The following is a 25,405-nucleotide window of genomic DNA, read 5'->3' on the forward strand; positions in this document are numbered from 1 at the left end:
CAGCTGGTTCGGGTCGTACTTCGCCTGGCCGTGCGGGGAGAAGTCACGGCGTGACGGAAAGGACGATCTTTCCCGTGGTGCGGCCCGTCTCGCCCAACGTGTGGGCGACGGCGGCGTCCTCCAGCGGGAAGACCGAGTCGGCGATCACCCGCAGGCGGCCGTCCTCGACCAGCTTGGTGATCTCGCGCAGGCCCTGCTGGTCGGGCTCGACGAGCAGGAACCCCGCCCGCACCCAGGCATGGGCCATGGAACGGCTCGCCGAACCCCTCACCCTGGCCGCCCACGCCAACATGAGCGTGCGCACCTTCACGCGCCGCTTCCGCGACGAGACCGGCACCACCCCCAGCCAATGGCTGATCCGGCAGCGCGTCGACCTGGCGCGCCACTACCTGGAGACCACCGACTGGCCCGTCGACCTCGTCGCCCATCGCGCCGGGTTCGGCACCGGCGTCTCCCTGCGCCGGCACCTCCACGCCGCCATCGGCGTCACCCCCCCAGGCCTACCGCCGCACCTTCCGCCCCGCCACCACGACCGCGGCCGCCTGAACGCCGAGTGCCGCGTGAGGTGGCCGCGCTGAACCCGGGAAGCCGACGTCTGGTCACGCCGTCGCCGCTGCGGGCTCTGTCGCGTTCGCAGTTACCGGAGGCTTCAGGAAGCTGGTGGCCCAGGCGACCGGGATGGAGATCACCGCAATGATCAGGCCGGTGATCACCGTGGACGAGGCGGTGAAGGTGCCGATCGCCACGCCACCGGCATATGAGCCCAACGCGATGCCGACGTTGGCCGCGGAGGCGGGCAGCGAGGACGCCAGCTGTCCACCCGGGCCGGCCAGGCTCACCACGCGGTACTGCATCGAGGGCACCATGCCCATGGCGAACAAGCCGAAAGCCACCAGCGCCAGGGCCACGAGCACGGCGATCGTGCCGACAAGGTAGAGCACCAGCAGGGAGGCCGCCACACCGATGGCGCCGACGATCAGGGTGCGCGCGGCGTTCTGGTCGGCGAACCGGCCGCCGGCGAACGAGCCCACCGCGGTGGCCACACCCTAGGCCGCAGGCGGTTGCGAAAAACAACTGAATGCTATTGTGGTTTAGGATCGGATTGGATGAGGAGAGTGGCCATGCCAACCAGCCGTAGCTATCGGGACTCGTGTGGGATCGCCCGGGCCCTCGACGTCGTCGGGGAGCGATGGGCCCTGCTGGTCGTGCGCGAGCTGGTCTTGGTGCCTCAACGTTTCTCGGAGCTGCGGCGCGCTCTGCCCCACGTCAGCTCGAACCTGCTCGCAGACCGGCTCCGAGAACTCGAACACAACGGGGTGATCCGCCACAGACAGGCGCCGGAGGAAGGCCCGCGGGTCTACGAGCTGACCGAGTGGGGTCGGAAGCTGGAACCGATCGTGCTGGCTCTGGGCGACTGGGGGATCGACGCGCCGCAGCCCCCGCCGCCGGCCGCGCTCAGCGCCACCTCCGTGCTGATCTTCCTGCAAGGTGCCGCTCGCCCCGACCCCGCGGCGCCGCCCACGACATGCCGTCTCGAGCTCGACGGCCGGGTGTGGACGGTCCGCCTGGCGTCCGGACGGGTTCAGGTGCAGCCCGGTGAAACCGCGACAGCGGACGCCTCGCTCCGTGCGGAGCCCAAGACGCTCAGCGCCCTGCTGACCGATCCGGCCACACTCGCCGCCGCATGTGCCGACGGCAGCGTCACCGTCGTAGGGGATCTGTCGGCCATCGGCCGCCTGCTGCACGCGGTCTCCGACCCGTGGCCGTCCGCCGATCAGAACGCAGAAGTGGCCGGCTCCCACACCCGGTAGATGTCCAGCCCGGTGACGGCCGACCTACCGTTTTCGCGGGCGGTCTTCTGTCATGGGCGCAGGATGACCTTTCCGACGGTACGGCGGGTCGCCAGGTCCGCCAGCGCCCGCCCGGCCTCCTCCAGCTTGTACTCGGCGCCGGTCACCGGGCGCAGCCGCCCGGCGGCGGTCAGCGCGATCAGCTCGGTCAGCGCCTCGGCGGCGGTGCTGCCCGGCAGGCGCATGTGGGCGCCGAGCCAGTAGCCGCCCACCGAGATGTTGTGCTCGCTCAGCAGGCCCGGGTCGACCGGCGACGAATCCTCCCCGCTCGAGGTCCCGTAGGCGATCAGGCGGCCGAAGGGCGCGAGCACGCGGGTCGCGGCGTCGAAGACCGGCCCGCCCACCGCGTCCAGCACCACGTTCACCGGCTCGCCGCCGTTGGCCGCGAGCACCCTTTCGGCATAGCCGTCCGCTGATCCGTCCACCGCCGCGTCCGCGCCCAGGTCGAGCACCAGCTTGCGCTTGTCCGGGGTGGAGGCCGTGCCGATCACCCGGCCCGCGCCGAACTCCTTCGCGAGCTGCACCGCCAGATGGCCCACGCCTCCGGCCGCGGCGTTGACCACGACGCTCTCACCCGGCACGAGCCGCGCCGCCGTACGCAGGAGGTGCCATGCGGTCAGTCCCTGCACCAGTACGGCCAGCGCGGCCCCGGCGGGCAGGTCCTCCGGGATCTCCACCGGCGTCCGCACCACGGACTTCGACGCGTAGGCCGCGTCGGCGAAGGCCAGCACCCTGCGGCCGTCCGGAGTCCGGCCGACGACCTCGCCGCCGGGAATGAACGGCAGCTTCGGCGGCAGATAGGAACCACGCAACTGCTCGGCGTCGGCGAAATTGAGGCCGGCCGCCTCCACCTCCACCAGGATCTCGCCCGGCCCGGGCACCGGGTCGGGTACTTCGGCCAGGGCCAGCACGTCAGGTTCGCCGAGTCGTTCGGCACGCATCGCTCTCATGGCCACGACGCTACGGCCGGGTCGTCGTGCCTGGTAGCGGGTGCCTTTTCTGGATGAGCCGGAATGTATGAAGGTCTTTCATGCGTTGTCGTCGCCGTGAGTGATCTGAGTGCGGTCGAGATGCGGGTGCTCGTCGCCGTGGACGGCGAGGGCAGCGTGTCGGGCGCGGGGACGCGGCTCGGGCTGACCCAGTCGGCGGTCTCCCACGCGCTGCGCGCCGCCGAGCGGAAGATGGGCACCGTACTGTTCTCGCGCGGGCGCGGCGGGGCGCGGGCCACCGCGGCGGGCGCGGCGGCGGTCGGGCACGCGCGGCGCATCCTGCGCCTCATGGAGGTCATGAAGGCCGACACGCACACCGCCGCCCGCGGCGAGGCCACGGGGACCATCCGGCTGGCCGCCTTCCGCAGTGCCGCCTTCCACCTGCTGCCGGGCGTGCTGGTGCGGTTCGGGCAGCGCCATCCGCGGGTGACCGTGGACGTGCGTATCGTGCCCGACCTGGGCAGGGGGATCGCGGGGGAGGTGGTCGACGGGCGGGCCGATGTGGGGGTCGTCTCGCTGCCGGTGTATGTGGAGGGGCTGGTCAGTAAGGAGCTGTACGCGGAGCCGTACGTGCTGGCCTATCCGCAGGGGCATCCGGATCCGCGGTCGCTGCCCATGATCGACTGGCACGAGAACTGCTCGGGGGAGACGCGGCGCTGGCTGGCGCGGCAGGAGTGGATCCCGCCCGGTGACATCACGGTCGAGGACGACGGGGTGGTGATGTCGATGGTCGGGCACGGGCTCGGGGCGGCGATCGTGCCGCGGCTGTCCGCGGTGGGCGCGCCGCCCAAGGTGGCCACGGTCGGATTGGGCGATGACGCGCCGCTGCGGCGCGTGGGCTATGTGACGACGCCGGAACTCGTCGGGTCGGCGGTCATCCGTGACCTGCTCGGGGAACTACGCACGCTCAAGGCTTGAACGTCCGGTCAGGCGTGCCGGGCCGAGCCACGTCGTCAGGGCGGTCCGGAGAGTGTCCAGGTCCGGCCGCTCGCCGGCGCGGGTGACCCAGGCTACATGTCCGTCGGGGCGGATGAGTACGGCGTCGGCGCCGAGATCGCAGCCCTCGGCAGGACGGGCGCGGACGAGATCGACCCGGTCCGCCCAGCCGGTCACCACGGCGTCGAGCGGCGGGAGACCACCAAGATCCAGCAGCACCGCCCGGGCGCGGTGCAGGAGCTCGTGGACGCGGCCGTGTTCGAGGTCGAGATCCGGGATCCGCCGGCCGAGCAGGTCGTCCGTCCCCTCCATCGGGTACCGGATGTCGGTCGCCGTGATCATGCCGGCCAGGCGCAGCCGTACCTCGTCGATGCCGATGAGATCGCCCAGCACCTCGCGAAGCGCGGAGGTGTGATCGTCCACCCGCCAGAGTGTGGTCTGGGCGCGGGTGTTGTGCAGGACGCGGGCGGCGACCGGATGGCGTTCGGCGTGGTAGGTGTCGAGCAGCGGGTCCGGGGCCTGGCCGCGGACGACGGCGGCGAGCTTCCAGCCGAGGTTGACCGCGTCCTGCACGCCGGTGTTGAGGCCCTGACCGCCCGCCGGGAAGTGGATGTGCGCCGCGTCGCCGGCGAGATAGCCCGTCCGGACACGCGACCCGTCCGCGAGCTCCACCGTGACACCCGTTCCGTCCTGGGAGAACCCCGTCACCTCGGCGCCGCGGCGCAGCCGTACCCCGACCTCCGCCGCACGCTCCTCCAGCAGCCGTTCCACCTCGGACTGCACGATGACGAGCACGTACGGCTGCCGCGTCGCCACATCGGAGACGTCGAGCCGCAGGCCGGAGAAGTGCACGCCCTGCATCCGGCGTCCGCGCTCGAGGAACCGGTCGAGGAGGCCCCGCTGATCGAGCGTCTCCATCGTGCGGATGTGCAGGCCACCGGCCCGCGATTCCACCGTTCGAGGCTTCGGGAGACGCTCGAGCACGAGCACGTCGACCCCGGCGAGCCGCAGCTCGCACGCGAGCATCAGCCCCGTCGGCCCCGCGCCTGCGATCACTACCTGCGTGTCGGTCATGATGCCCTTTCAACGCCCCGGGCCTACCACCCAGGGTCCGAGCTTTTCGGGGTTGCGTACTCCCCAGATGTGCTTGATCCGGTCGCCTGCGACCTCGAACGCGTACACCGTCACGGTGACGCCGTCTTGCTGCGCCACCAGGCCGGGCCGGCCGTTGACCGTACGCTCCAAGATCGTCAGTTCGCGTAGCCTGCCGGCGAAGTTGACCAGTGAGCGCGCGATCTGCTCAGCGCCTTCGATCGGGCGGAGCACGGCACTGGCGAGGCCGCCGCTGTCGGCGATCACTGAGGCGCCGGGGTCGAGGAGACCCATGAGGGCGTCGATGTCCTTGGCTTCCCAGGCCTGCTTGAAGTCCCTGACGATGCGGGCCTGCCGGGCTGCCGGGGTCGCGGGAGCCTGCGCGGCGCTGACGCGGCGGCGGGCCGAGGAGGCCAGCTGGCGGCAGGCCGCCGGAGTACGGCCGACGATGTCGGCGACTTCGGCGAAGGAGTAGCGGAAGACGTCGTGCAGGATGAACGCGACGCGTTCTGCCGGGGTCATCGATTCGAGCACGACGAGGAAGGCCATGTTGACCGATTCGTCGAGGGTGACGCGGTCGGCCGGGTCGGCCGGCTGCCTGCTGATCCACTCCGTGGGTTCGGGCAGCGGCTCGGGGATCCATTCGCCCACGTAGGTCTCGCGCCGGACCCGTGCCGAGGAGAGCACGTTGAGGCAGATGCGGCTGGCGACCTTGGTCAGCCAGGCGCCGGGGTTTTCGATGGCGTCCTGCTGCTGCCGGGACATGGCGTACCAGCGGGTGTAGGTCTCCTGGACGACATCTTCGGCGTCGGCCAGGGAGCCGAGCAGCCGGTAGGCGAGATTGATCAGCTGGTGCCGTTCGTTCATGATCGCGCTCAGGCCCGGATGGGGCCGGTCGTGTCCTGGCTCGGATGGGGTGGTCATGGTCTCCTGGCCATCGTGTCACTGACTCCCTTGGTCGGGTCTGCCCTCACCAGTCCGACAAGACAGCGCGGTGAAGTGTGAGGTCGGCGCGTCGCCTCACATTCCGAGGGGTCGGGTTGTCGGACTGGTGAGACACCTTTGAGATCGAGAAGGGACACCCCGCCATGTCCAGCCACAAGGTCGTCGTCATCGGGGGCGGTTACGCCGGAACCCTCGCGGCCAACCGTCTGCGGATGCGCGCCGACGTCGACATCACTCTGGTCAATCCGCGCCCGCAGTTCGTCGAACGCATCCGGCTGCACCAGTTCGTGGCCGGCACCGGCGGCGCCACGATCGACTACGGCACGCTGCTCGGCGAGGGCATCCAGCTGGTCGTCGACAGCGCCACGCGCATCGACACCGCCGCCCGGACCGTGGAACTGGCGTCGGGCCGCACCCTGGATTACGACTACGTGATCTACGCGGTCGGCAGCACCAGGGCCGTACCGTCATCGGTGCCCGGCGCGGCCGAATTCGCCTTCGACATCGCTGAATTCGAGTACGCGCAGCGGCTGCGCGCCAGGCTGGAGGAGTTGCCCCTCGACGCTCCGGTCACCGTGGTCGGCGGCGGATTGACCGGCATCGAGACGGCCGCCGAGCTGGCCGAGCAAGGGCGCAGGGTCACGCTGGTGTGTGGCCAGACCCTGGCGCCGACATTCAGCGCACCTGGTCGCCGATACATCGCCAAATGGCTGACCCGGCACGGTGTCGTGGTGCTCGAGGCCTGCGTGGTGAGTGAGGTGCGGCCGGACGCGGTCGTCGTCGCCGACGGTGGGGTGCGTACGAGCGCGCTGACCATCTGGACGGGTGGTTTCGGTGTGCCGGAGCTGGCGGCGGCGAGCGGGCTGCGCACCGACGCGCTCGGCCGGCCGCTCACTGACGAGACGTTGACCAGTGTCGACGACGACCGCATCGTCGCGGCCGGGGACGCCGCCGCGCCGTCGGGCCGGCCGCTGCGGATGAGCACGTACGTTGCCGGGCCGCTCGGGGTGCAGGCCGCCAACACCGTGCTGAGCCGCATCGCGGGGACCGAACCGGCGGTGATCGACGTGGCCATGTCAGGAGCGTGCGTCAGCCTCGGCCGGCGCGCCGGTATCCGGCAGCTCGCCCGCAAGGACGACACCGCGATGAACGTCTACATCGGCGGTCGCATGGGCGCGGCGATCAAGGAGAAGACCTGTAACTTCGTGGTGGACAACAGAATTCGCCGGGAGGCCCGCGAGCCGGGTTCCATGTGGTGGCCCAAGGGCGGCCCGCGACCCGAGCAGCCCGCCCCCGCCGCGCGAGTGGTCACCACGCCGTGACCCTCATCCCGGGAAGCGGGTCAGGCCGGTCACCCGTTCGGCTGTCAGATCGAATGCGGGGCGTGTGCGGCCGTCGGCGGTGAGGGTGATCACACCGGTGGTGTCGATGGCGCCGACCCTGGCCGCCGACAGGCCGCGGGAGGTGAAGGCGTGCACGCATGCGTCGCTCTGGTCGGGCTCGCAGGTCAGCAGGAATCCGTAGCAGGGGAAGCAGATGCACCACCGCGCGAGCGGCACGTCGCGGGGCGCGGGAAGGGCCTCCAGGGCGATGTCCGCCCCGAAGGTGCCCCATTCGAGGAGCATGGCGAGGGAGCCGACCAGGCCGGCCATGCTGATGTCCTTGGCCGCCACGGCCAGGCCCTTTCCCGCGATCTCGGCCAGCAGGCGGATGTCCTGGGCCAGATCCTGGCCGCGCTCGTCGAAGGAGGGGAAGAACGGGAAGTCCTCCCGCATGGACCCTTCGGTGCAGGCCGCCACCACCAGGTCCTGCCCGGCGCGGACGTGCGTGATCGACAGCAGGGCATCGGCGGACCCGACGGCGAAAGCGGAGATCGACGGGGAGGTGTCGGAGATCGTGAGGTGACCGCCGATGATCGGGACGTCGTACAGCCGTGAGGCGTAACGCATGCCCTCCAGGGCGGTGCGCGCGGTGGCCTCGTCGGCCACGACCGTGTCCACGATCCCCAGCGGCAGCCCGCCCATCGCGGCCACGTCGTTGACGTTGGTCAGCACCGCCGCCACGCCCGCGCCGAAGGGGTCGGCGCGGACGAACGGCGGCCACAGCGCCTCACCGCAGGCGATGACCGTGCTGCCGTTCACGTCCACGGCGGCCCCGTCGTCGCCGGGCCCCTCGACCCACCCGGAGGCGCCGAGCACCTCCGACACCAGCCCGATCGAGCGTTTCGCGGTGATCGCCGGACTGCTGGTCACTGCCGCGATGACCTCGTCGAGTTCGGCCATGAGGCCACCTCTTGTCGCAAAGTAAACAGACATCGTAACATAGAGGACGTGGGGCCTGGCTTCCTGACGCTGCCCACCATGCCCGGCAAGCCGCGCGGGTGGGGCCGCACCCACGTCCTCGACAAGGGCCTCACTCCCGGCGCCGCCGCCGCCACGCTCGAGTCGGCCGGTGAGCACATCGACGTGTGGAAGTTCGGCTGGGGCATCGCCTACGTCGACCCCGGCCTCAACCGCAAGCTCCGCCTCCTGCGCGCCCACCAGGTCAGCAGCTGCCTGGGCGGGACGCTGCTCGAGATCGCCTGGTCACAAGGCAAAGCGGACGAGTGCCTGGCCTGGGCGGAAAGCGCCGGATTCGACGCCGTCGAGGTCTCCCGCGGAGTCGTGGAGATGACCCTGGACGACAAGCGGGACCTCATCAAGAAGGCCGGCCACGCCTTCACCGTGTTCGCCGAGACCGGGGTCAAGAACCCGGCGGCGGCGCTGTCGGCGGCCCAGTGGCAGGACGAGATCGCCGAGGACCTGGCCGCCGGCGCCACCTGGATCGTCACGGAAGGCCGGGAGAGCGGAACGGTCGGCATCTACGACGATTCTGGCCGCCCCCGGCAGGACATCATCCAGGCCGCTGTCAGCGCGGCCGGGGTCGAGCGGGTGATGTTCGAGGCTCCCCGCACCGCGCAGCAGGCCTGGCTGATCAACCGGTTCGGCCCCGCGGTCAACCTCGCCAACATCGCGCCCGGCGACGTGCTCCCGCTGGCCACCCTCCGGCTGGGACTGCGCGCCGACACCGCCGCCCTCTCGGTCGACGAGCCTCCATGACCTCGAACCTCGTCCCGAGCGCCTACCGCGGCGTTTCCGTGGCACACGTCGGCAGGCCGGTCGACCTGCGGCGGTTGTTCCTGGGCAGGGAGGCCTACCGGCGCACGCGCTTCCTCGTGGTCCGCGACGAGGAGGGCGGCACGACACTGCTGCGGGTGGAGAAGGAGTCGGACGAGCCGCTGTTCTCGCCGATCACCTCGGTCGAGGTCATCGCGCCGCCGGGGGAGTGCGCGTACGTCGTGGCTCCGGAGGCCGACACGGCGGTGCCGTCCACGCTGGCCAGGATCGCGCTTTCGCTGGCTGCGGGGATGCGGGCCGTGGTGGTCGAGGGCAGGTACGGCCACGTCAGCTTCATCGTCGATCCCGATCCGTTGCGGCTTGCCGTACAGGAGATCGTGCCGCCGGAGCCGCCCAAGCTCGTCGATCAGGTGCGGCGCCTGCTGGAGGTCGCGGAGGATCTGCCGCCGATCGTGCCGCTGGCCGACACTGTCACGTTCCAGCAGCTCGCCGCGCAGGCCCCGGCCGAGCGTTACCTGCTGCCGTGCAGCGGTTCAGGTGTGAGCGTCGACGGTGTCCCCACCGTCTATCTGGACCGGCGGCCGCCCTTGCAGCAGTGGACGCTGCTCGGCTGCGCCAGGTCGCGCGACATTCACGACTGGTTCTACGGCGAGCGTCCGGCGACCGTGGAGATCTGCCCCAGGTTGCGGGCGCGCGATCCCGGCGTCGCGACGCTCACCAAGTGCTGCCTGCTCGAGGACCGGATCGAGCAGGCCGACGGGGCGGTCGTCGTGCCCTGGGGCGCCACGCTGGGCCAGGTGCGCCAGGCGCTGGAGCAGGTGGCGCGCAGATGGGAGCCGTCATGGCGGCCCGTCTGACCGAATCGGCGGAGTACGCCCATCTGTGGACCACGCCGGAGCTCACGGCCGTCTTCGACCGGCGGCTGCAGACCTGGCTGGACATCCTGTCCGCGCTGGCCGCGGCGCAGGCCGACCTCGGGCTGATCCCGGAGGAGGCGGCCGGGCAGATCGCCGAGCACGCCCGGGCCGAGCGCCTCGACCTGGAGTTCGTGGCCGCTGAGACCCGGCGGACCTCGCATTCCACGCTGGGGCTCATCCGCGGGCTGCAGCGGCTGCTGCCCGAGCCCGCGCGGGAGTACGTCTACTACGGCGCCACCGTCCAGGATCTGACCGACACCTGGTTCGGGCTGGTGATGCGGGACACCGGCCGGCTCGTCGTGGCCGACCTGGTCAGGATGCACGGGGCGTTGCTGCGGCTGGCGGCCCGGCACCGCGACACGGTCATGGCCGGCCGTACGCACGGCCAGCCGGGCGCGCCGATCACCTTCGGTTTCAAGGTCGCGACGTGGGCCGACGAGGTCGGGCGCCACATCGTCCGGCTCGGCGAAGGCGGCGAGCGCTGGTCGGTGGGCCAGCTGGCCGGCGCGGTCGGCGTGCTGGGCTTCTTCGAGCCGCACGGCCAGGAGCTGCGCAGACTGTTCTGCGCCCGGCTCGGGCTGCACGATCCGCTCCTGTCGTGGACCTCGGCGCGTGACCGTGTCGCGGAGTTCGGCGCGGCCATGAGCATGGTCGCCGCCACGCTCGCCCGCATCGGGAACGAGGTCTACGAGCTGCAGCGGCCGGAGATCGCCGAGCTGTCCGAGCGTACGGCGCGGGCCACCGTGGGCAGCATCACCATGCCGCACAAGCGCAACCCCGAGATCAGCGAGCATCTGGACACGCTGGCCCGGCTGGCGCGGGCGGCGGCGGGCGTCCTGGTCGAGGGCATGGTCAGCGGGCACGAACGGGACGGGCGCGCCTGGAAGGCCGAATGGGCGGCGCTGCCCGACGTCGCGCTGGCGGCGGGCACGGCCGCCGCGCTGGCCGCCGACCTCGTCGACGGTCTCGTCGTCGACGCCGGCCGGATGGCCGACAACCTCCTCAGCACCGGCTGGGCGTCGGAACGTGTGCTGGCGGAGCTGTCGCGGCACCTGGGCAAGCACCGCGCGCAGCACCTGCTGCAGGAGGCGCTGCGCGAGGACGCCGACCTGGTGACCGCGCTGGCCTCGCGCGGCGTGGCCGACCCCGCCGACCTGGCCCGCTGGACCGCCCGCCCGGAGCCGGCCACGGCGGCGGCCATGGTGGACGCGGTGGTGGCCCGCGGCACGCCGGAGGTGCGGCGATGAGCGCTCCGCGCCGCCGACTGGCCCTGCTGCCCACGCCGCTGCAGCCGTTCGCCGGCATGTACCTCAAGCGCGATGATCTCGCCGGGTTCGGGCTGGCCGGCGCGAAGGCGCGGGCGCTGGAGTTCCTCCTGGGCGATGCCCTGGCGCGCGGGGCGGACGTCCTGGTCACGGGAGGGTCCCCGGGTTCGAACTTCATCGCGGGGGCGGCGCTGGCGGCGTCGGTCTGCGGCATGGAGTGCGAGGTCCTCGTCTCCGGGACGGTCCAGAAGCAGGTGCCGGTCACCCTGCAGCTGGTGACCTGCTCGGAGGCGAAGGTGTCCTACACCGGCGCGGACCGGGCCGAGCTCGACAAACTGATCGAGGAGCGCGCCGAGCAGCTGCGTGATCGCGGGCGCACTCCGTACGCGATCCCGCGCGGCGGTGCCACGCCCGTCGGCGCGCTCGGCTTCGCGCACGCCGCGCAGGAGCTGGCCGCGCAACTGGACGTCGACGAGCCGATCGTCGTGCTGCCGGTGGGGTCGGGGGCCTCGATCGCCGGCCTGCTGGCCGGGCGGGCCGCCCTGGACGCCAGGTGGCGCGTCTACGGCGTGTCGGTGAGCCGGCCGTTGCCCCGGATCCGGAGCGAGATCCTCGACCTGGTCGCGCGGATGGGCCACGAAGCGGTCACCGACTGGGAGCTGATCGACGCCACCGGACAGGCCGGCGATCGGGACGCGCACATCATGCTGGCCGCGCTGCGCGCCGACGGCGTCCTGTTCGACGCGAAATACGGCACCAAGGCGCTGGCCGCGGTCGCGGCGCTGCGGGCTCGGCACGAGCAGGCGCCCATCGTGCTCTGGCACACCGGCGGCCTTCCCGGCGCGCTGGACCTGCTGGCCGGGGCGGCGACATGAGCGGCGGGCCCGCGGAGGAACTGGTGGCGGCCGGTTACGCCTGGGAGATCGCCGACGCGCCGTGGCTGCACCAGGCGCTGGGCCTGGCCGACCTGGCGCACTGCGTCGAACTCGCCGACCGGGGGATCCTGCCTGACCGGGTGCGCGGCCCGCTGCTGGGCGCGCTGCTGGACCTGGCCGCCATGCCCGCCGACGCCGTCGGCTACGACCCGCGCTACGGCGAGCCGTACGTGTCGCGCGAGCGTCACCTGCTGGAGCGGATCGGCGAGGAGGCGGGGTGGCTGCGGGCAGGGCGCACCCGCCGCGAGGCGGTGCGCACCGCCTTCCGCATCCGGGTGCGCGGGCAGATCCTCGACCTGGTCGAAGCCGCCTGCGCGCTGGCCGCGACGCTCGCCGGGCAGGCGGAGCGGCACGCCGGCACGCTCATGCCCGACTACACCTACCTGCAGCAGGCCCAGCCGACCACGTTCGGCCACTATCTGCTGTCGTTCGCCGATCCCGTGCTGCGTGACGCGGTGCGCCTGCTCGCCGAATTCGGGCACGTCAACGCGGGCCTGGCCGGGGCGGGGGCGGCCAACGGCTCGCCGATCCTCGACGATCGGGAGGCGGCGGCCCGTGCGCTCGGGTTCGACCGCGCGATCACGCACACCCGTGACGCCATGTGGCAGACCGACCCGTTCATGCACGTCCTGGCCGCGGCCACGAGCCTGCTGCTGACCCAGGACAAGCTCGCCGAAGACCTGGAGATCTTCGCCGGCGCCGAGTTCGGCTTTGTCGCCCTGGCCGAGGCCTACGCCCGCCCGAGCGTCGCGATGCCGCAGAAGCGCAACCCGTACTCCCTGGCGGTCATCCGCGGGTCGGCGGGCGTCATGCTGGGCCGCCTGACCGGCCTGACCGCCGTCATCAAGACCCCGTCGGCGCGCAGCGACAACCTCATCTACCTGTACGGCGAGCTGCCACGCTCCCTGGACCTCGCCCACCGCGCCACCCGCCTGACGACCGGAGTGATCCGCACCCTCGAGACCGACCCGGCACGGATGCGCCAGGCCCTGGAGGCGGGCTTCACCCAGGCCGCCGACCTGGCCGAACTGCTCATGCGCCGGTTCCACCTCGACTACCGCACCGCTCACCGGGTCGTCCAGCACGCCGTACAGCACGAAGCCGCCCTCGACGCGGAAGCGATCGCGCGCGCGGCCGCCGCGGTCACCGGGGACCGCCTGCAGTTCGACGACGCGGAGCTGCAGGCGTGCCTCACGCCGGAGGCTCTGGTCGGCTCGCGCACCGGCCTGGGCGGAGCCGCGCCCTCGGCCATGACCCCCATGATCAAAGGCGTCCGCGAGCAGGCCGCCGAGCTGAACGCGGAGGCGGCGGCCCGCCGCGCGGCCCTGCACGCGGCCGAAGAGGCGATCCGCGCCCGCGCCCGCAGCCTGGCGGGGCGCTGAAGGAGGGGGCCATGACCGAGCAGCCGAGCGTGGTCAACGTGGGCCTGCGGGTGTTCGCCGACGCGGTCGCCTGGCAGGGCGCGGCAGTGGTGCACGTGGACGCCAGACCGCCGGCGCGCGGCGATCCGCTGCTGGTGCGGGCGCTGACCGACGTGTACGCGGCCGACGGGGAGGCCGCCGACGCCGAGGTGCTGCGCAGGCTCGACCGGGAGGTCCCCTACGTGGTCGACGTCCGCCCGGCCCAGGAGGTGGTCCCCGGGTTCGGCGATCGGATGATCCTGCATGCCGGGCCGCCGATCGCCTGGGCCGAGGTGTGTGATCCGCTGCGGCGGTCGATGCGGGCCGCGGTCGTGGCCGAGGGCTGGGCCGGCGACCTGGCGGGGGCCGACAGGCTGCTGGCCGGTGGGAAGGTCGGTCTGGCAGCGGCCAACGAGCATGACACGGTGGTGCCGCTGGCGACGGCGCTCGGGCCCGGCATGCCGGTCTGGGTGGTGGACAATCCCGCCGGCGGGACGCGCGCCTTCGCGCCGCTGGGTCAGGGGCCCGGTGACGTGGCCTGGCTGGGCCGGGAGTCGGCCGCGGCCGTCGAGCGGCTGGTGTTCCTGCGCGAGGTGGCCGGTCCGAAGCTCAAGATGATCGTGGAACGGATGGGGCCGATCGACGCGTTCGCGATCGCCGCCCAGGGCGTGCAGATGGGCGACGACGTTCACATGCGCGTGCAGGCCTCGACCAACCTGCTGCTGCGCTCCATGCTGCCCGCGATCGCGGAGGTGGACGACGCGGTGCCGCTGGCCGCCTACCTGTCGGCCAACCACCTGTTCTTCCTCACCGTGGCGATGGCCTGCGCGAAGGCGCTGACGCTGTCGGCCGAGCGGGTGCCGGGCGCCGGCATCGTCACCACCATGGCGCGCAACGGCACCACCTACGGTGTGAAGCTGGCGGGCGACCGGCGGTGGTTCGTCGCCGGCAGCCCACCGGTGGAGGCGGCGCTGTTCCACGCCGGGTACGGCCCGAGCGACGGCGCTCCCGACATCGGCGACAGCGCCGTGCTGGAGCTGGTCGGGCTCGGCGGCGCGGCCACTGCGGGCTCGCCCGCAGTGGCGGCGTTCCTGGGCGGGTCCATGGCCGAGGCGGCCCGTGTCACCGGCGAGATGCGCCGGATCTGCGCGAGCGAGAGCACCAGGTTCAAGCTGCCCACGATGGACTTCCGCGGCACCCCTCTCGGCGTGGACGTGCGCAAGGTCGTCGAGACCGAGCTCACGCCGCGGGTCAACACCGGCATCCTGCACGCCCGCGACGGGTCCGGCCAGATCGGCGCGGGCGTGGCCACCGCGCCCCTGCGGGCGTTCCAGGCGGCGCTGCTGGCCTTGGCGGAGCAGCGATGACGACGGCGGAGCAGCGATGACGACGCGCACGGTCGAGGCGGAATGGCGGGGCGGCTACCAGGTCGAGGTGGTGACCGAGGGTCGCTTCCGGCTGCTCGTGGACGAGCCGGAGAGCGCGGGCGGCACCGACACCGGGGCCCAGCCCACGGACTACCTGCTGGCCGCCATCGCCTCGTGCTTCGCGCTCGCGCTGGTGCACAGCGCGCGCAAGCGCGGCCAGGAGCCGGGCTCGGTGCGGGTGAGCGTCACCGGCACCTACGAAGGGCCGCGCTATCGCGACATCGCGATCGACATCGTCTCCTCGCTGTCCGATGAGCAGGCGCACCTGCTCATCGAGGCCGCGCAGCGGGTCTGCTACGTCACCAACACGCTGCGCGAGCCGCCGCGGATCACGATCGGCCACACCCGGGGCTAGCCGTTGCGCAGCGCGATCCAGATTGCCCTGGCCGGCCGGTCGGTCTCGTTGGCCCAGCGGTGCGGCACGTCCCCGGCGAAGTGCAGCGAGTCGCCCTCGGCCAGCGGGAAGGTCTGGTCACCGACCCGGAAGGTCAGCACGCCGTCGGTGACGTGGACCAGTTCCTCGCCCGGGTGCTGCATCAGCTTGTCGCCGCTGGAGGCGCCCGGCATGACCGTCGCCACGGCCGCGGCCGTCTGGAACTGCCGGTAGGAGCCGGAGATCCCGGCCAGCGCCAGGCCCTCGTGCGGGGTGTAGACGGTCGGGCGCCGTTCACGCGGGGTGTGGTGCACCGGTTCGGGCGGCTGCTCGTCCTCTTCGACGAAGTACCTCACCGGGACGCCGAGCGCCGCCCCGAGCTTGAGCAGGGTGGTGATCGTCGGCACCATCCCGTTGCGTTCGATCTTGTGGATGGCGGCAGCGGACACGTCGCTGATGGCAGCCAGCTGTTGCAGCGAGTGCCGCTGTGCTCTGCGTAGACCGCGCAGCTTCGGGCCGATCTGGCTGACGATCTCGTCGACCTGCTGACCCTGTACGTCCGCCTCGGCCATGCGTTCCCTCTCGTCGTTCGACGTCACGAAACGTCACGCAGGATAGTCAACGTGAAGTCCTCTATAATGTATGGATATTGTGCCGTACGGGCGGGAGCTGAGTCCATGGCACGCAGGGTGGTCATCATCGGCGGCGGCGCCGCCGGCATCGGCGCCGCGGGGGCGGCCAGGGCCGCCGACCCTTCCGCGGACGTGATCGTCTACACCCAGTTCGAGGACGTCGGATACAGCCCGTGCGGCATCCCCTACGTGCACGGCAAGGAGATTCCGGACTTCCGGTCGCTGTTCCTGGCCGACAAGCAGGCCTACGTCGACGCGCGGATCGACATCCGATACGAGACGACCGTCCTGGCCTTCGACCCGGCCGCACGCACCGTCCGGGTGCGGGGCGAGGGCGAGGTCGGCTACGACGCGCTGATCGTGGCCACCGGCTTCGACTACAAGCCTCCCGGCGTGCCCGGGCAGGACCTGGCCGGCCTCTACTACGTCAAGAACATCCGCCAAGCCATGGAGTGGGACAAAACCCTCGACAGTGTGCGGCACGCGGTCGTCATCGAAGCCTCGCCCCTCGGCCTGGAGATGGTGACCGCCCTGGCCCACCGCGGCATCGACACCCACGTCGTCGATCCGCATCCGTGGGCGCTGGGCGAGCTGTGCGACCCCGACACCGTCGAGCCGGTCCAGCAGTCGTGGGCCGAACTGGGCGTCACCATGCACTGGGACACCGAGCTCCAGGGCTTGATCGGCGACAGCGAGGGCCACGTCGCCGCCGTGGCGACCTCCGACGGCGAACTGCCCGCGGAACTCGTCGTGGTGGCCACCCACAAGATCGCCAACACCGCGCTGGCCGTCGCCGCCGGCCTCACCACGGGATCGACCGGAGGGCTGGTCGTCGACGACCACATGAGCACCTCGGCGCCGCACGTCTGGGCGGCGGGCGACGTCTGCGAGATCCCGCACGGCCTCGGCGGGCTGCCGCTGCAGGGGCTCACCGGCAGCCACGCCTACGCCCAGGGCAAGGTGGCCGGCACCAACGCCGCCGGCGGAGATCGCGCCTACCAGCCGGTCTACGTCCCGTGGGGGATGGTCGCGGGCACGTGGATGATCGGCGGGGCCGCGCTGGGCGAGGTCGCGGCCACCGCGCTCGGCATCCCGCACGTGGTCGGCAAGGCGACCGGCATCTCCCGGGCCCGCTACTACCCGGGCGTCCGCCCGGTCACGGTCAAGCTCCTGGCCGAACCCGGCACGCTGCGCCTGATCGGGGCGCAACTGGTCGGAGGGGAAGGGATCAAGGAACGGGCCGACTTCCTGGCGCTGGCGGTCAAGAAGGGCATCACGCTGTATGACCTGGCCGCGATGGAGAACGTCTACTCACCGCCCATCGGCGCGCTCAACGAACCCATCGTCACCGCCGCGCAGGCCGGAGTAGCGACATGATCACCCGGTGGGTGCGCGACAACGCCCAGCACTACCTGCTCAGGGACGCGCAGGCGCGGGTGGCGCGCGCCCAGGGCAGACCCCCGCCGCCCACCGGCGGCTCCTCCTTCTTCTGGCGCCGGATCTTCGTCCCGATCTACCGGCTCACGCCGTGGCCGCTGCGACGGCGGTTGATGGCCGCGATGCCCGGTAGCCACCGCAAGCACTGGCCCAAGCCGACCACGCCGGCCGGCCCGGCTGTCTAGACCGAGGAGCTCACATGCCGAAGACAGTCTCCACCACCCTGCCGACCGAGGGTGAGACGCTGTACAACACCGAAGAGAAGGTGTTCCCGGACATCCAGGCCGAGCCCGGGCAGAAGGCCTTCGTCTTCATCCACACCGTCCCGTACGAGGGTTCGGTAGCCCTGGTCAACCTGCTCACCTCGACCCGGCTGGTACGCAAGGGCTTCGACGTGAACATCATCCTGTACGGCCCCGGCGTCCTGCTCGCCTCGGGCACACGCGGCTACCCGGGCGTCGGCCAGGAGGCGTTCCCCGGGCACCTGGCGATCAACAACCAGATCAAGACCCTGCTGAAGGAGGGCGCCACCATCTACGCCTGCCGGTTCGCGATGGGCGCGCTGTACGGCTTCCGCGAGGACGACCTGATCCCCGGCGTGACCCCGTTCAACCCGCTGGACGTGCTCGACTCGGCGCTCACGGCGTGGAAGGAAGGCGCCTTCCAGCTCAACACCTGGACGGTGTGAACGGCCGCACCCGGGAGGCGACGATGACCAAGGCCAGCGGGATCCACGACATGGGGGGCACGCGGGGCTGGGGTCCCGCGCCGGTCCCCGAAGCCGGCGAACCGGTCTTCGCGCAACGCTGGCAGGCCCGCGCCTTCGCGCTGGCCCTGCTGTCGATACGGCTGTCCGGCACCAACCTGGACGCCTTCCGGCACGCGATGAACCGGCTCGACCGGCAGGACTACCTCGACGACGGCTACTACGGCCGGTGGCTGCACGGCGCGGAGAACCTGCTCCACGACAGCTCGATCATCGCGCCGGGGACGGCGGAGGCGCGCGCCGCCAACCTGTCGGGCGGCTCGGTGGCCGAGCCGGAGCCGCCGGTGCCCGACAAGCCGGACTACGCGCCGACCGCCGCGGGCTCGCTGCGGGCCGTGCCGTCGCCACCCCGGTTCGCCGTGGGCGCCGCCGTACGCGCGAAAACCTTCGATCCGCCAGGGCACACGCGCCTGCCGCGGTACGTGATGGGGCACGCGGGCACCGTCACCATCATCCAGCCCGCGCAGGTCCTGCCCGACACGAACGCCCACTTCCAGGGCGAGAACGCCCAGTGGGTGTACGCGGTGCGGTTCGAGTCCGCCGAGCTGTTCGGCCCGGACGCCGAGCCGTTCACGCTCACCATCGACCTGTACGAGGACTACCTGGAGGAGGCGCCATGACGCAGGAGCGGGTGCCGATCGAGCTGCGCGTCGAGGCGCTGGAGCAGTTGCTGGTGGAGCGCGGCCTGGTCGACACCGCGGTCATGGACAAGTACATCGCCATGTACGAGAACGACGTCGGGCCGCTCAACGGCGCGCACGTCGTGGCCAAGGCGTGGACGGACGCCGACTACCGGCGGCGGCTGCTGGCCGACGGCACCGCCGCCGTCGCCGAACTCGGCTACAAGGGGCCGCAAGGCGAGCACATCGTGGTCCTGGAGAACACGCCTGAGGTCCACAATGTGGTCGTCTGCACGCTGTGCTCCTGCTATCCCTGGCCGCTGCTCGGCCTGCCGCCCTCCTGGTACAAGGATCCGGCCTACCGCTCCAGGATGGTCCGCGAGCCGCGCACCGTGCTGGCGGAGATGGGGCTGAGCCTGCCCGACGACGTCGAGGTCCGGGTGTGGGACAGCAGCTCCGAAGTGCGCTACTTCGTCCTGCCGGAAAGACCCGCCGGCACCGGCGGGCTGCCGGAGGAGGAGCTCGTGCCGCTGGTGACGCGGGATGCGATGGTGGGCGTCGCCCGGGTGCGGACATGAGGCTCCCGATCCGGCTGGACGTCGACAGCCCCGCCGCGCCGCCCCGTTCCAACGGCGAGCTGGTGTTCGCCGAGCCGTGGGAGGGCCGGGCCTTCGGCCTGGCGCTGGCGGCCAGCCAGGCGGGCGCCTTCGACTGGGAGGACTTCCGCCAGGCGCTGATCGCGCGCATCGCGGCCGAGCCGGAGGCCCGTTACTACGCCTGCTGGTTCGACGCGCTCCAGCAGGTGCTCGCGGTCGAAGGCGAGGTGCGTGAGCGCGCGGCCCGGCTGGCGGCACGGCCCGCCGGGCACGATCACCGGATCGAGTCGTAGATCTCGGCGTGCCGGGCCGCCGAGGCGGCCCAGGTGAAGCGAGGCACGACCAGGCGGCCGCCCTCGATGAGGGTGGCGCGCAGCTCCCGGTCGGTCATGACCTGCTCCAGCGCCGCGGCCAGCGCCACCGGGTCGCCCACCGCGGGCAGCAGCGCGTCACGGCCATGGGTGAGGAACTCCCGGAACACCGGCAGATCGCTGGCCACCACCGGCAGGTCGGCGACCTGCGCCTCCAGCACGGCCAGGCCGAAGCCCTCCTCGATCGACGGGTAGGCCAGCGCGTCGGCGCTGCGGTACCAGGCCGCCAGCTCCTCCTCGCCCACCGTCCCCAGCTGCAGCACCTCCAGGCCGAGCCCGGGCAGCAACGCCAGCGCCTGGCGGCGGTAGGGCTCGTGGTCGCGGAAGGAGTGGCCGCCGACGACGGCCAGCACCGGCTTGTCACCCCGCAGCAGCCCCAGCGCCCGGAACAGCGTCTTGCTGCCCTTGCGCGGCTCGATACCGCCGACGGAAAGCAGCAGGAACCGGTCCTGCGCGCCCACCGACGCGCGCAGCGCGGCTCGGCGCCCCTCGGTGATCGGCGCGATCCTGGCCGGGTCGACGCCGTTGCGGACGACCTGGGCGGCCACGCCGTACTCCTGGAGCAGCACGTGGCGCCAGTGCTCGCTGACGACCAGGACGTGGCCCGGCTCCACGATCGACCTGCGCTGGCAGTCGATGAGGACCGGCGTGGTGAAGTCGTCGACGTGGTGCACGGTGCGCACCACCCGCGGGTGCACCTGCGTGGCGGCGCGCGCGGAGATGCAGTCCTGCGCGTGCAGGATGTCATACTCGCCGGCGACCCCGGCCAGCCCGGCGGTCATGGCGCCGATGCAGGCGAAGACCTTCTCCTCCAGCGTGTCGCCCTCGACGGTGAAGCCGAACAGCGTGTACGGCACCTTCACCGGGCGGAAGAACCCCTCCTCGCCCAGGGCGAAGACGTGCACGTCGACACCCAGGTCGGCGAGCGCTTCGGCCAGGGCGAGGGTGTGGACGACTCCGCCGCGCGGTTTGGTGGAGTAGGTCAGCAGCGCGACGCGTTTCATGAGGCGGCCTTCCTGGTGGCGATCGCCGCCGCGGTGAGCGCCGCGCGCGCGGCCGTCGCGGTGACGACGCATCCCGCCTCGGCCAGCTTGCGTACCTGGTCCTGGTATCCCTGCGGATCCTGCTCGGTGCCCAGCACGTACGCCACCGGCTGCGGACCGTCCAGGCCGGCCAGCTCCGGCGCCAGGATCCCGGCCGGATCGGGGTGGGCGCCCAGCCCGAGCACGACGTCCAGGAGCACCACGGCGACCTCCGGCCCGCTCTGGCGCAGCAGTTCGGCCCGCGCCTCCGGGTCGATCATCGGATGCGGCCTGCCCCGGGTGTAGTCCTCCTCGCCCAGATCCAGGCACACGTGGGAGCGCGGCGGCGCCGGCAGGCGGTAGCGCGCGTCGATCGGCGTGTTCGACCACACCGGGCCGAGGGCGCCGCTCAGCAGCACCAGCGCCTCGTAGCAGAGCGTGCCGCCGGAGAACAGCCCGCGCACCGTGGTCCGCGCCGGCGCCAGCCGCGCCACGGCCTCGCCCACGCTCGGGCCGTGGCAGCGGTCGAAGGACGGCACCGGCCTGCCCAGCAGCTCCAGCGCCTCGACCACGCCGCCTTCGAGCGTGCTGCCCGCCACCCCGACCAGAACCGCCACGACCGGGGTACGGCGGGCCGCTGCCACCACCCGCCGCGCCACCTGCTCATCGGGCGGCTTGGACACCAGCAGGATCAGCTCGGTCGCCGGGTCGTCGTCGAGCATCCGCACGGCGTGCGCGGCCATCCGCCCGCCGACCGCGCGGGTCAGGTCACGGCCGCCCACGCCGATGACCTGCGACAGGCCGACGCCGGCGCGGTCGAGCAGGCACATGACCTCCTGCGCCCCGGTGCCGGCCGCCGCGACGACCCCGACCGGGCCGGGACGCACCACGTTGGCGAATCCCAGCCCGACCCCCGCCAGCATCGCCGTGCCCGCGCCCGGCCCCATGAGCAGGCGGCCCCGCCGTATCGCGTGCTCCTTGAGCGCGATCTCGTCGGCGAGGCCGACGTTGTCGCTGAACAGCAGCACGTCCAGGTCGCGGCTGAGCGCCTTGTGCGCCTCCAGCGCGGCGTAGTCGCCCGGGACGGAGATGACGGCGATGCTGGTGCCGGGCCGGCGCCGCAACGCCTCGTCCAGGCAGCGCGGATCCTCCTCGACCGGCCCGCCCCCCTCCGGGGCGCCGAACATCGCCTGCTCACCCTGCGCGAAGGCCGCCTGCGGGTCGTCGGCCCGCACGGCAAGGACCAGATCGTACGGCGAGGCCTGCGGGATCTCGAAGCCTTCCTGCCGCAGGGAGTCGAGGTTGGCCGGGGTCGCCATCACCGCCGTGGCCCATTCCACGCCCGCGGCCCTGCCCATCGCCCGGGCGCCGAGGAGCTGGCGTACCGAGTCCAGGTATGTGTCGCGCAGCACGCGCACGGCCGTTTTCACGCCGCCCCCCGACCCGTCCGGCGGTCCGCCGTTGTGGCGGATAACCCGAATGCCGTCTAGGATCCGACTTGTCACACTGACGATAGTGAACGAGAGAAGCCTTGCCAAGCGCTCGCATCCCTCCGGAGTACGCCGAGCTGGCTCGGCGGCTGCGAGCCGCCGAAGACAGGCTCTTCCCGCTCGCCATGATCGACACCGAGCGCTACCAGCGGGCACTGCAACTGGTGGGCGCCCTGGCCCGCCGCCTGTCCGGCATCGGCGACTTCGCCGCCCTGGCCGCCGTCGAAGCGCGGATGGAGGGCTGGCTCGACGACCTGGACATCCCACTCGAAGGCCTCGACCCCCGCCTGGTGATCGAGGCCGCCATGTCCCAGCGCTTCCGCGAACTGCTCACCACGGCCCGCGAGCACACCATCGAACAGGCCCGCGCCGCCGGGCAGGAGTGGGCGATCCTGGAGGAACCCGACGACGCGTCCTGGCGCGGGGGAGCGGCGCAATGGGTGGAGACGCACCTGCCGACCGGCACCGTCATGGTCCGCTCGGTCGTCGCCCAGCCGGTCATCACCTACCGGCTTGAGGTCACCGGCGACGCGGTCCGCGTGGAGGAGTTCACCTCCCGCGAGGAGTGGCTCGCCGCCATCGAGCAGGTACGGCAGGCCCTCACATCGGAAAGTGAATAATCATCCCATCTTGGTAGAATTGCTGGTCACGGGAGGTGTCTGTCGTGACGGCTACCCAGATCAGCGACCTCATCCTCGACCTGCAGGCCCGCGGCCTGCGGCTGGAGGCGCCGATGGAGCGGCGCACGGGCGGCGCCGGGCCCACCGACTGCGGAATGCTCTGGGTGGCGGGCCATCCCGTCACGGCGCCCACCGAGGGGATCGCCAAGGACTCGCCGTACACGCTGCGCGCCGAGGACGACGGGTACGGCATCTACCGCGACGGGGTACGGCTGGCCGACGCCTCCGCCCAGCGCCGCCCGCGCTTCTACGACCTGAGCACCGCCGACGGCGTGCCGTACTGGCAGATCGCGCTGCTGCACCTGGACTCGGTGGCCAGCACCGTCGTGCAGCACTGCGCCTACTGGGGCAACGACGACCAGTGCCGTTTCTGCGGGATCGGCCTGTCGCTTGCCGCCGGCCGTACCATCGCGCGCAAGACGCCCGAGCAGCTGGCCGAGGTCGCGGTGGCGGCCCGCGATCTCGACGGCGCCGTCGATGCCACCCTGACGACCGGCAGCACCCGGGGCATCGACCGCGGCGCCCTGTACGTGGCGCGCTGCGGCCAGGCCGTCAAGCGGGCCAGCGGGCTGCCCGTCGAGGCGCAGTTCGAGCCGCCCGTGGATCTGGACGTGATCGACGAGGTGGGCGCCATGGGCGTCGACTCGGTCGGCATCCACATCGAGACCTTCGACCCCGCCGTCCTGGCGCGCGTCGCGCCCGCCAAGGCCCGCACCGGCATCGAAGGCTACTTCACCGCGTGGGAGCGGGCGGTCGCGGTCTTCGGCGCCGGCCAGGTCTCCACCTACGTGATCCTCGGCATGGGGGAGGACCCCCAGGTGACGATCGAGGGCTGCAAACGGGCCGTCGACGCCGGCGTCTACCCGTTCCTGGTGCCGCTGCGGCCGGTCATCGGCACCCCCATGGCCGGCTGGAAGCCGCCGCCGAGCTCCTACACCCGGCCCATCTACGCCGAGGTCCTGGCCTACATGATCCGGCGCGGCATGACCTCGGCCACCACCACGGCGGGCTGCGCCCGCTGCCAGGCCTGCTCCGGCCTGAGCTCGATGGAGCCGGTGCTGCTCCAGATCGGCCCGCGCCCGCAAGCACGCCCGGAAGCCTGAGCCGCCCATGCCTCAGACGCTCGGCACAGACTGCCACCCGGCCGCCACCGCGGACGAGCTGGCCGCCCACTACGCGGTACGGCGCCGCGTCTTCGTCGACGAGCAGCGCATCTTCCCCGGCTCCGACCGCGACGCCCGCGACGACGACCCGCGCACCATCCACGTCGTCGCCTACGCCGGTCACGCGGTCGGCGGCGCCGTGCGCCTCTACCCCCTGGACGGGGCCGGCCGTCGGTGGCAGGGCGACCGGCTGGCCGTCCTGCCGCAGCACCGCGCGCGCGGCCTGGGCGCCCCGCTGGTCAGGTACGCGGTCAAGACCGCGGCCGAGCACGGCGGCCTGGTGATGGTCGCCCACATCCAGCTGCGCAACGTCGGCTACTTCCAGCATCTGGGCTGGCACCGCGACGGCGAGGTGGAGATCTACGCCGGCCTGCCGCACCAGCCCATGGCGATCGACCTGCGCACCTGAACGGGCTCAGACCAGGGCCAGCTGCGGGTAGCGCGGCTCGTGGCGGGAAGGCGCGGCAGGGCCGTAGCGCAGGCCGTACATCCGGCTCAGCTGGGCGATCTGCCCGGTGATGCGGCCCTCGTAGGTGGGGGAGGGCAGCCCGGCGTCGTCGTAGAGCTCCTCGTAGCGCTCCAGCAGGTGCGGGTGCGCCTCGGCCAGCCAGGCCAGGTACCACTGGCGGGTGCCGGGCGGCAGGCGCAGCACGATCGCCTCCACCCCGGAGGCGCCGGCGGCGGCGATGCGGCGCACAGTGGCGTCCAGCTGGTCGGCCGCGTCGCTGAGCAGCGGCAGCACCGGCGCCATCAGCACCCGGCAGTCCACCCCTGCCTCGGCCAGCGCCGAGACCAGCTCCAGCCGGGCCCGGCCGTTGAGCGCGCCGGGCTCGACGCCGCGGCGGATGCGCTCGTCGACGAACGCGATCGAGATCGCCACCTGCGCGCCGGCCGCGGCCAGCAGCGGGGCGTCGCGCAGGATCAGCGGGCCCTTGGTGTAGACGGTGACCGGCACGGCCGCCTCGGCCAGCGCGTCGATCACGCCCGGCATCAGCCGGTAGGTCTCCTCCGCGGGCTGGTAGCAGTCGCCACCGACCCCGACAGCGACCGGCTCGCCGCAGAAACGGGCCAGCTCGGCCCGCAGCCTGGCCACGGTGTTGGGCCTGACCACGATGCGCGTGTCGAAGTCGCGCCCGGCGTCCAGCCCGAGCCGCAGATGGCCGGCGCGGGCACCGCAACCGCGGCAGGCATGGGCGCAGCCGCGGTAGGGGGAGATCGCCCACCGCTGCGCGATGCCCGCGGTCTGCGGCACCCGCTCGATCACCGTCTTGGCCTGCATCTCGTAGAAGCCGTCGCGCATCAGCGCCCGCCGCTCGATCAGCGGACGTTCGTCGGCGGCCTCGACAAGTGGAAGCGCATCCCAACCCACACCACCAAATGGAA

30 protein-coding genes are annotated in these 25,405 nt (G+C 72.3%); 20 read left to right on the forward strand and 10 right to left on the reverse strand.

Going from position 1 to position 25,405, the window contains the following annotated elements:
* Nucleotides 1-43: 43 nt before the first annotated feature.
* Nucleotides 44-247: a zinc-binding dehydrogenase gene (locus KIK09_RS41450; RefSeq protein ID WP_250574597.1), complete on the reverse strand. Its 204-nt coding sequence runs from the start codon at nt 245-247 to the stop codon at nt 44-46.
* Between KIK09_RS41450 and KIK09_RS41455 the strand changes: the two genes are divergently transcribed.
* The gene (locus tag KIK09_RS41455) at nt 246-578 is read left to right on the forward strand and encodes a helix-turn-helix domain-containing protein (protein WP_308164634.1); all 333 of its coding nucleotides are present in this window, start codon (nt 246-248) and stop codon (nt 576-578) included. The genes KIK09_RS41450 and KIK09_RS41455 overlap by 2 nt on opposite strands.
* Nucleotides 579-599: 21 nt before the next feature.
* Here KIK09_RS41455 and KIK09_RS41460 read toward each other — a convergent pair whose 3' ends face one another.
* Nucleotides 600-1,031 (reverse strand): MFS transporter, encoded by a 432-nt coding sequence (locus KIK09_RS41460; protein WP_214324977.1) that lies wholly within the window; start codon nt 1,029-1,031, stop codon nt 600-602.
* Nucleotides 1,032-1,121: 90 nt separating this feature from the next.
* On the opposite strand from KIK09_RS41460, the gene KIK09_RS41465 reads away from it, so the two are divergent.
* The gene (locus KIK09_RS41465; RefSeq protein WP_214324978.1) at nt 1,122-1,811 is read left to right on the forward strand and encodes a winged helix-turn-helix transcriptional regulator; all 690 of its coding nucleotides are present in this window, start codon (nt 1,122-1,124) and stop codon (nt 1,809-1,811) included.
* Between the two features lie 50 nt (nt 1,812-1,861).
* Here KIK09_RS41465 and KIK09_RS41470 read toward each other — a convergent pair whose 3' ends face one another.
* Nucleotides 1,862-2,800 (reverse strand): quinone oxidoreductase family protein, encoded by a 939-nt coding sequence (locus KIK09_RS41470; protein WP_214324979.1) that lies wholly within the window; start codon nt 2,798-2,800, stop codon nt 1,862-1,864.
* A 96-nt stretch (nt 2,801-2,896) separates the two neighbouring features.
* Between KIK09_RS41470 and KIK09_RS41475 the strand changes: the two genes are divergently transcribed.
* Nucleotides 2,897-3,757, forward strand: coding sequence for a LysR family transcriptional regulator (locus KIK09_RS41475; RefSeq protein WP_214324980.1), 861 nt, complete (start codon nt 2,897-2,899; stop codon nt 3,755-3,757).
* Here KIK09_RS41475 and KIK09_RS41480 read toward each other — a convergent pair.
* Together KIK09_RS41480 and sigJ are read right to left on the reverse strand one after the other, a co-directional pair.
* A complete protein-coding gene (locus KIK09_RS41480) occupies nt 3,737-4,849 on the reverse strand; it encodes an FAD-dependent monooxygenase (RefSeq protein WP_214324981.1) in 1,113 nt (370 codons plus the stop codon). The two genes, KIK09_RS41475 and KIK09_RS41480, sit on opposite strands and share 21 nt — an antisense overlap.
* Nucleotides 4,850-4,858: 9 nt before the next feature.
* Nucleotides 4,859-5,791 (reverse strand): RNA polymerase sigma factor SigJ, encoded by a 933-nt coding sequence (gene sigJ, locus KIK09_RS41485; protein WP_214324982.1) that lies wholly within the window; start codon nt 5,789-5,791, stop codon nt 4,859-4,861.
* 164 nt (nt 5,792-5,955) lie between these two features.
* Here sigJ and KIK09_RS41490 point away from each other — a divergent pair, with 164 nt between their 5' ends.
* On the forward strand, nt 5,956-7,134 hold the full coding sequence (locus KIK09_RS41490; protein ID WP_214324983.1) for an NAD(P)/FAD-dependent oxidoreductase: 1,179 nt from the start codon (nt 5,956-5,958) through the stop codon (nt 7,132-7,134).
* A gap of 3 nt (nt 7,135-7,137) precedes the next feature.
* On the opposite strand, the gene KIK09_RS41495 is transcribed toward KIK09_RS41490, so the two are convergent.
* Entirely contained in the window at nt 7,138-8,094 is a 957-nt protein-coding gene (locus KIK09_RS41495) for an AIR synthase related protein (protein ID WP_214324984.1), read from the reverse strand.
* Nucleotides 8,095-8,142: 48 nt separating this feature from the next.
* Here KIK09_RS41495 and KIK09_RS41500 point away from each other — a divergent pair, with 48 nt between their 5' ends.
* From KIK09_RS41500 to KIK09_RS41530, 7 genes are read left to right on the forward strand one after another with little or no spacing between them, the layout of a single operon-like run.
* Nucleotides 8,143-8,910, forward strand: a complete 768-nt coding sequence (locus tag KIK09_RS41500) for a phosphosulfolactate synthase (RefSeq protein WP_214324985.1) — start codon at nt 8,143-8,145, stop codon at nt 8,908-8,910.
* Nucleotides 8,907-9,785, forward strand: a complete 879-nt coding sequence (locus tag KIK09_RS41505) for an XcbA family protein (protein ID WP_214324986.1) — start codon at nt 8,907-8,909, stop codon at nt 9,783-9,785. The genes KIK09_RS41500 and KIK09_RS41505 overlap by 4 nt, the downstream gene beginning before the upstream one ends.
* The gene (locus KIK09_RS41510; RefSeq protein WP_214324987.1) at nt 9,770-11,092 is read left to right on the forward strand and encodes a class-II fumarase/aspartase family protein; all 1,323 of its coding nucleotides are present in this window, start codon (nt 9,770-9,772) and stop codon (nt 11,090-11,092) included. The genes KIK09_RS41505 and KIK09_RS41510 overlap by 16 nt, the downstream gene beginning before the upstream one ends.
* Nucleotides 11,089-11,985: a 1-aminocyclopropane-1-carboxylate deaminase/D-cysteine desulfhydrase gene (locus tag KIK09_RS41515; RefSeq protein ID WP_214324988.1), complete on the forward strand. Its 897-nt coding sequence runs from the start codon at nt 11,089-11,091 to the stop codon at nt 11,983-11,985. The genes KIK09_RS41510 and KIK09_RS41515 overlap by 4 nt, the downstream gene beginning before the upstream one ends.
* Nucleotides 11,982-13,427 carry a lyase family protein gene (locus tag KIK09_RS41520; protein ID WP_214324989.1) on the forward strand — a complete coding sequence of 482 codons (1,446 nt, stop codon included), beginning with the start codon at nt 11,982-11,984 and terminating at the stop codon, nt 13,425-13,427. The genes KIK09_RS41515 and KIK09_RS41520 overlap by 4 nt, the downstream gene beginning before the upstream one ends.
* 11 nt (nt 13,428-13,438) lie before the next feature.
* Nucleotides 13,439-14,812 carry a YlbE family protein gene (locus KIK09_RS41525; protein WP_214324990.1) on the forward strand — a complete coding sequence of 458 codons (1,374 nt, stop codon included), beginning with the start codon at nt 13,439-13,441 and terminating at the stop codon, nt 14,810-14,812.
* Nucleotides 14,813-14,828: 16 nt separating this feature from the next.
* Nucleotides 14,829-15,227: an OsmC family protein gene (locus tag KIK09_RS41530; protein WP_214324991.1), complete on the forward strand. Its 399-nt coding sequence runs from the start codon at nt 14,829-14,831 to the stop codon at nt 15,225-15,227.
* On the opposite strand, the gene KIK09_RS41535 is transcribed toward KIK09_RS41530, so the two are convergent.
* Entirely contained in the window at nt 15,224-15,844 is a 621-nt protein-coding gene (locus KIK09_RS41535; protein ID WP_214324992.1) for a helix-turn-helix domain-containing protein, read from the reverse strand. The two genes, KIK09_RS41530 and KIK09_RS41535, sit on opposite strands and share 4 nt — an antisense overlap.
* Before the next feature lie 78 nt (nt 15,845-15,922).
* Here KIK09_RS41535 and KIK09_RS41540 point away from each other — a divergent pair, with 78 nt between their 5' ends.
* From KIK09_RS41540 to KIK09_RS41565, 6 genes are read left to right on the forward strand one after another with little or no spacing between them, the layout of a single operon-like run.
* Nucleotides 15,923-17,254, forward strand: a complete 1,332-nt coding sequence (locus KIK09_RS41540) for an FAD-dependent oxidoreductase (RefSeq protein WP_214324993.1) — start codon at nt 15,923-15,925, stop codon at nt 17,252-17,254.
* A complete protein-coding gene (locus tag KIK09_RS41545; RefSeq protein ID WP_214324994.1) occupies nt 17,251-17,499 on the forward strand; it encodes a hypothetical protein in 249 nt (82 codons plus the stop codon). Before KIK09_RS41540 ends, KIK09_RS41545 begins: the two co-directional genes overlap by 4 nt.
* Nucleotides 17,500-17,513: 14 nt before the next feature.
* Entirely contained in the window at nt 17,514-18,002 is a 489-nt protein-coding gene (locus KIK09_RS41550) for an MSMEG_0572/Sll0783 family nitrogen starvation response protein (protein ID WP_214324995.1), read from the forward strand.
* A 23-nt stretch (nt 18,003-18,025) separates the two neighbouring features.
* Entirely contained in the window at nt 18,026-18,700 is a 675-nt protein-coding gene (gene nthB / locus KIK09_RS41555) for a nitrile hydratase subunit beta (RefSeq protein ID WP_214324996.1), read from the forward strand.
* A complete protein-coding gene (gene nthA / locus KIK09_RS41560) occupies nt 18,697-19,278 on the forward strand; it encodes a nitrile hydratase subunit alpha (RefSeq protein ID WP_214324997.1) in 582 nt (193 codons plus the stop codon). The genes nthB and nthA overlap by 4 nt, the downstream gene beginning before the upstream one ends.
* Complete coding sequence (locus tag KIK09_RS41565; protein ID WP_214324998.1) at nt 19,275-19,589, forward strand: nitrile hydratase accessory protein; 315 nt, start codon at nt 19,275-19,277, stop codon at nt 19,587-19,589. The genes nthA and KIK09_RS41565 overlap by 4 nt, the downstream gene beginning before the upstream one ends.
* Here the strand turns inward: KIK09_RS41565 and KIK09_RS41570 are convergent.
* Both KIK09_RS41570 and KIK09_RS41575 read right to left on the reverse strand, forming a co-directional pair.
* The gene (locus tag KIK09_RS41570) at nt 19,571-20,671 is read right to left on the reverse strand and encodes an MSMEG_0565 family glycosyltransferase (protein WP_214324999.1); all 1,101 of its coding nucleotides are present in this window, start codon (nt 20,669-20,671) and stop codon (nt 19,571-19,573) included. The two genes, KIK09_RS41565 and KIK09_RS41570, sit on opposite strands and share 19 nt — an antisense overlap.
* Complete coding sequence (locus KIK09_RS41575; protein WP_308164638.1) at nt 20,668-22,119, reverse strand: AllF/FdrA family protein; 1,452 nt, start codon at nt 22,117-22,119, stop codon at nt 20,668-20,670. The genes KIK09_RS41570 and KIK09_RS41575 overlap by 4 nt, the downstream gene beginning before the upstream one ends.
* A gap of 101 nt (nt 22,120-22,220) precedes the next feature.
* Between KIK09_RS41575 and KIK09_RS41580 the strand changes: the two genes are divergently transcribed.
* The 3 genes from KIK09_RS41580 to KIK09_RS41590 are packed head-to-tail and all read left to right on the forward strand — an operon-like array spanning nt 22,221 to nt 24,431.
* Entirely contained in the window at nt 22,221-22,799 is a 579-nt protein-coding gene (locus KIK09_RS41580) for a hypothetical protein (RefSeq protein WP_214325000.1), read from the forward strand.
* Between the two features lie 44 nt (nt 22,800-22,843).
* Entirely contained in the window at nt 22,844-23,962 is a 1,119-nt protein-coding gene (locus KIK09_RS41585; protein WP_214325001.1) for an MSMEG_0568 family radical SAM protein, read from the forward strand.
* 7 nt (nt 23,963-23,969) lie between these two features.
* On the forward strand, nt 23,970-24,431 hold the full coding sequence (locus KIK09_RS41590; protein ID WP_214325002.1) for an MSMEG_0567/Sll0786 family nitrogen starvation N-acetyltransferase: 462 nt from the start codon (nt 23,970-23,972) through the stop codon (nt 24,429-24,431).
* A gap of 6 nt (nt 24,432-24,437) precedes the next feature.
* On the opposite strand, the gene KIK09_RS41595 is transcribed toward KIK09_RS41590, so the two are convergent.
* Nucleotides 24,438-25,391 (reverse strand): radical SAM protein, encoded by a 954-nt coding sequence (locus tag KIK09_RS41595; protein ID WP_308164640.1) that lies wholly within the window; start codon nt 25,389-25,391, stop codon nt 24,438-24,440.
* Nucleotides 25,392-25,405: the final 14 nt, after the last annotated feature.

Source organism: Nonomuraea sediminis (assembly GCF_018531495.1).
In the GTDB taxonomy this organism is placed as follows: Bacteria; Actinomycetota; Actinomycetes; order Streptosporangiales; family Streptosporangiaceae; genus Nonomuraea; species Nonomuraea sediminis.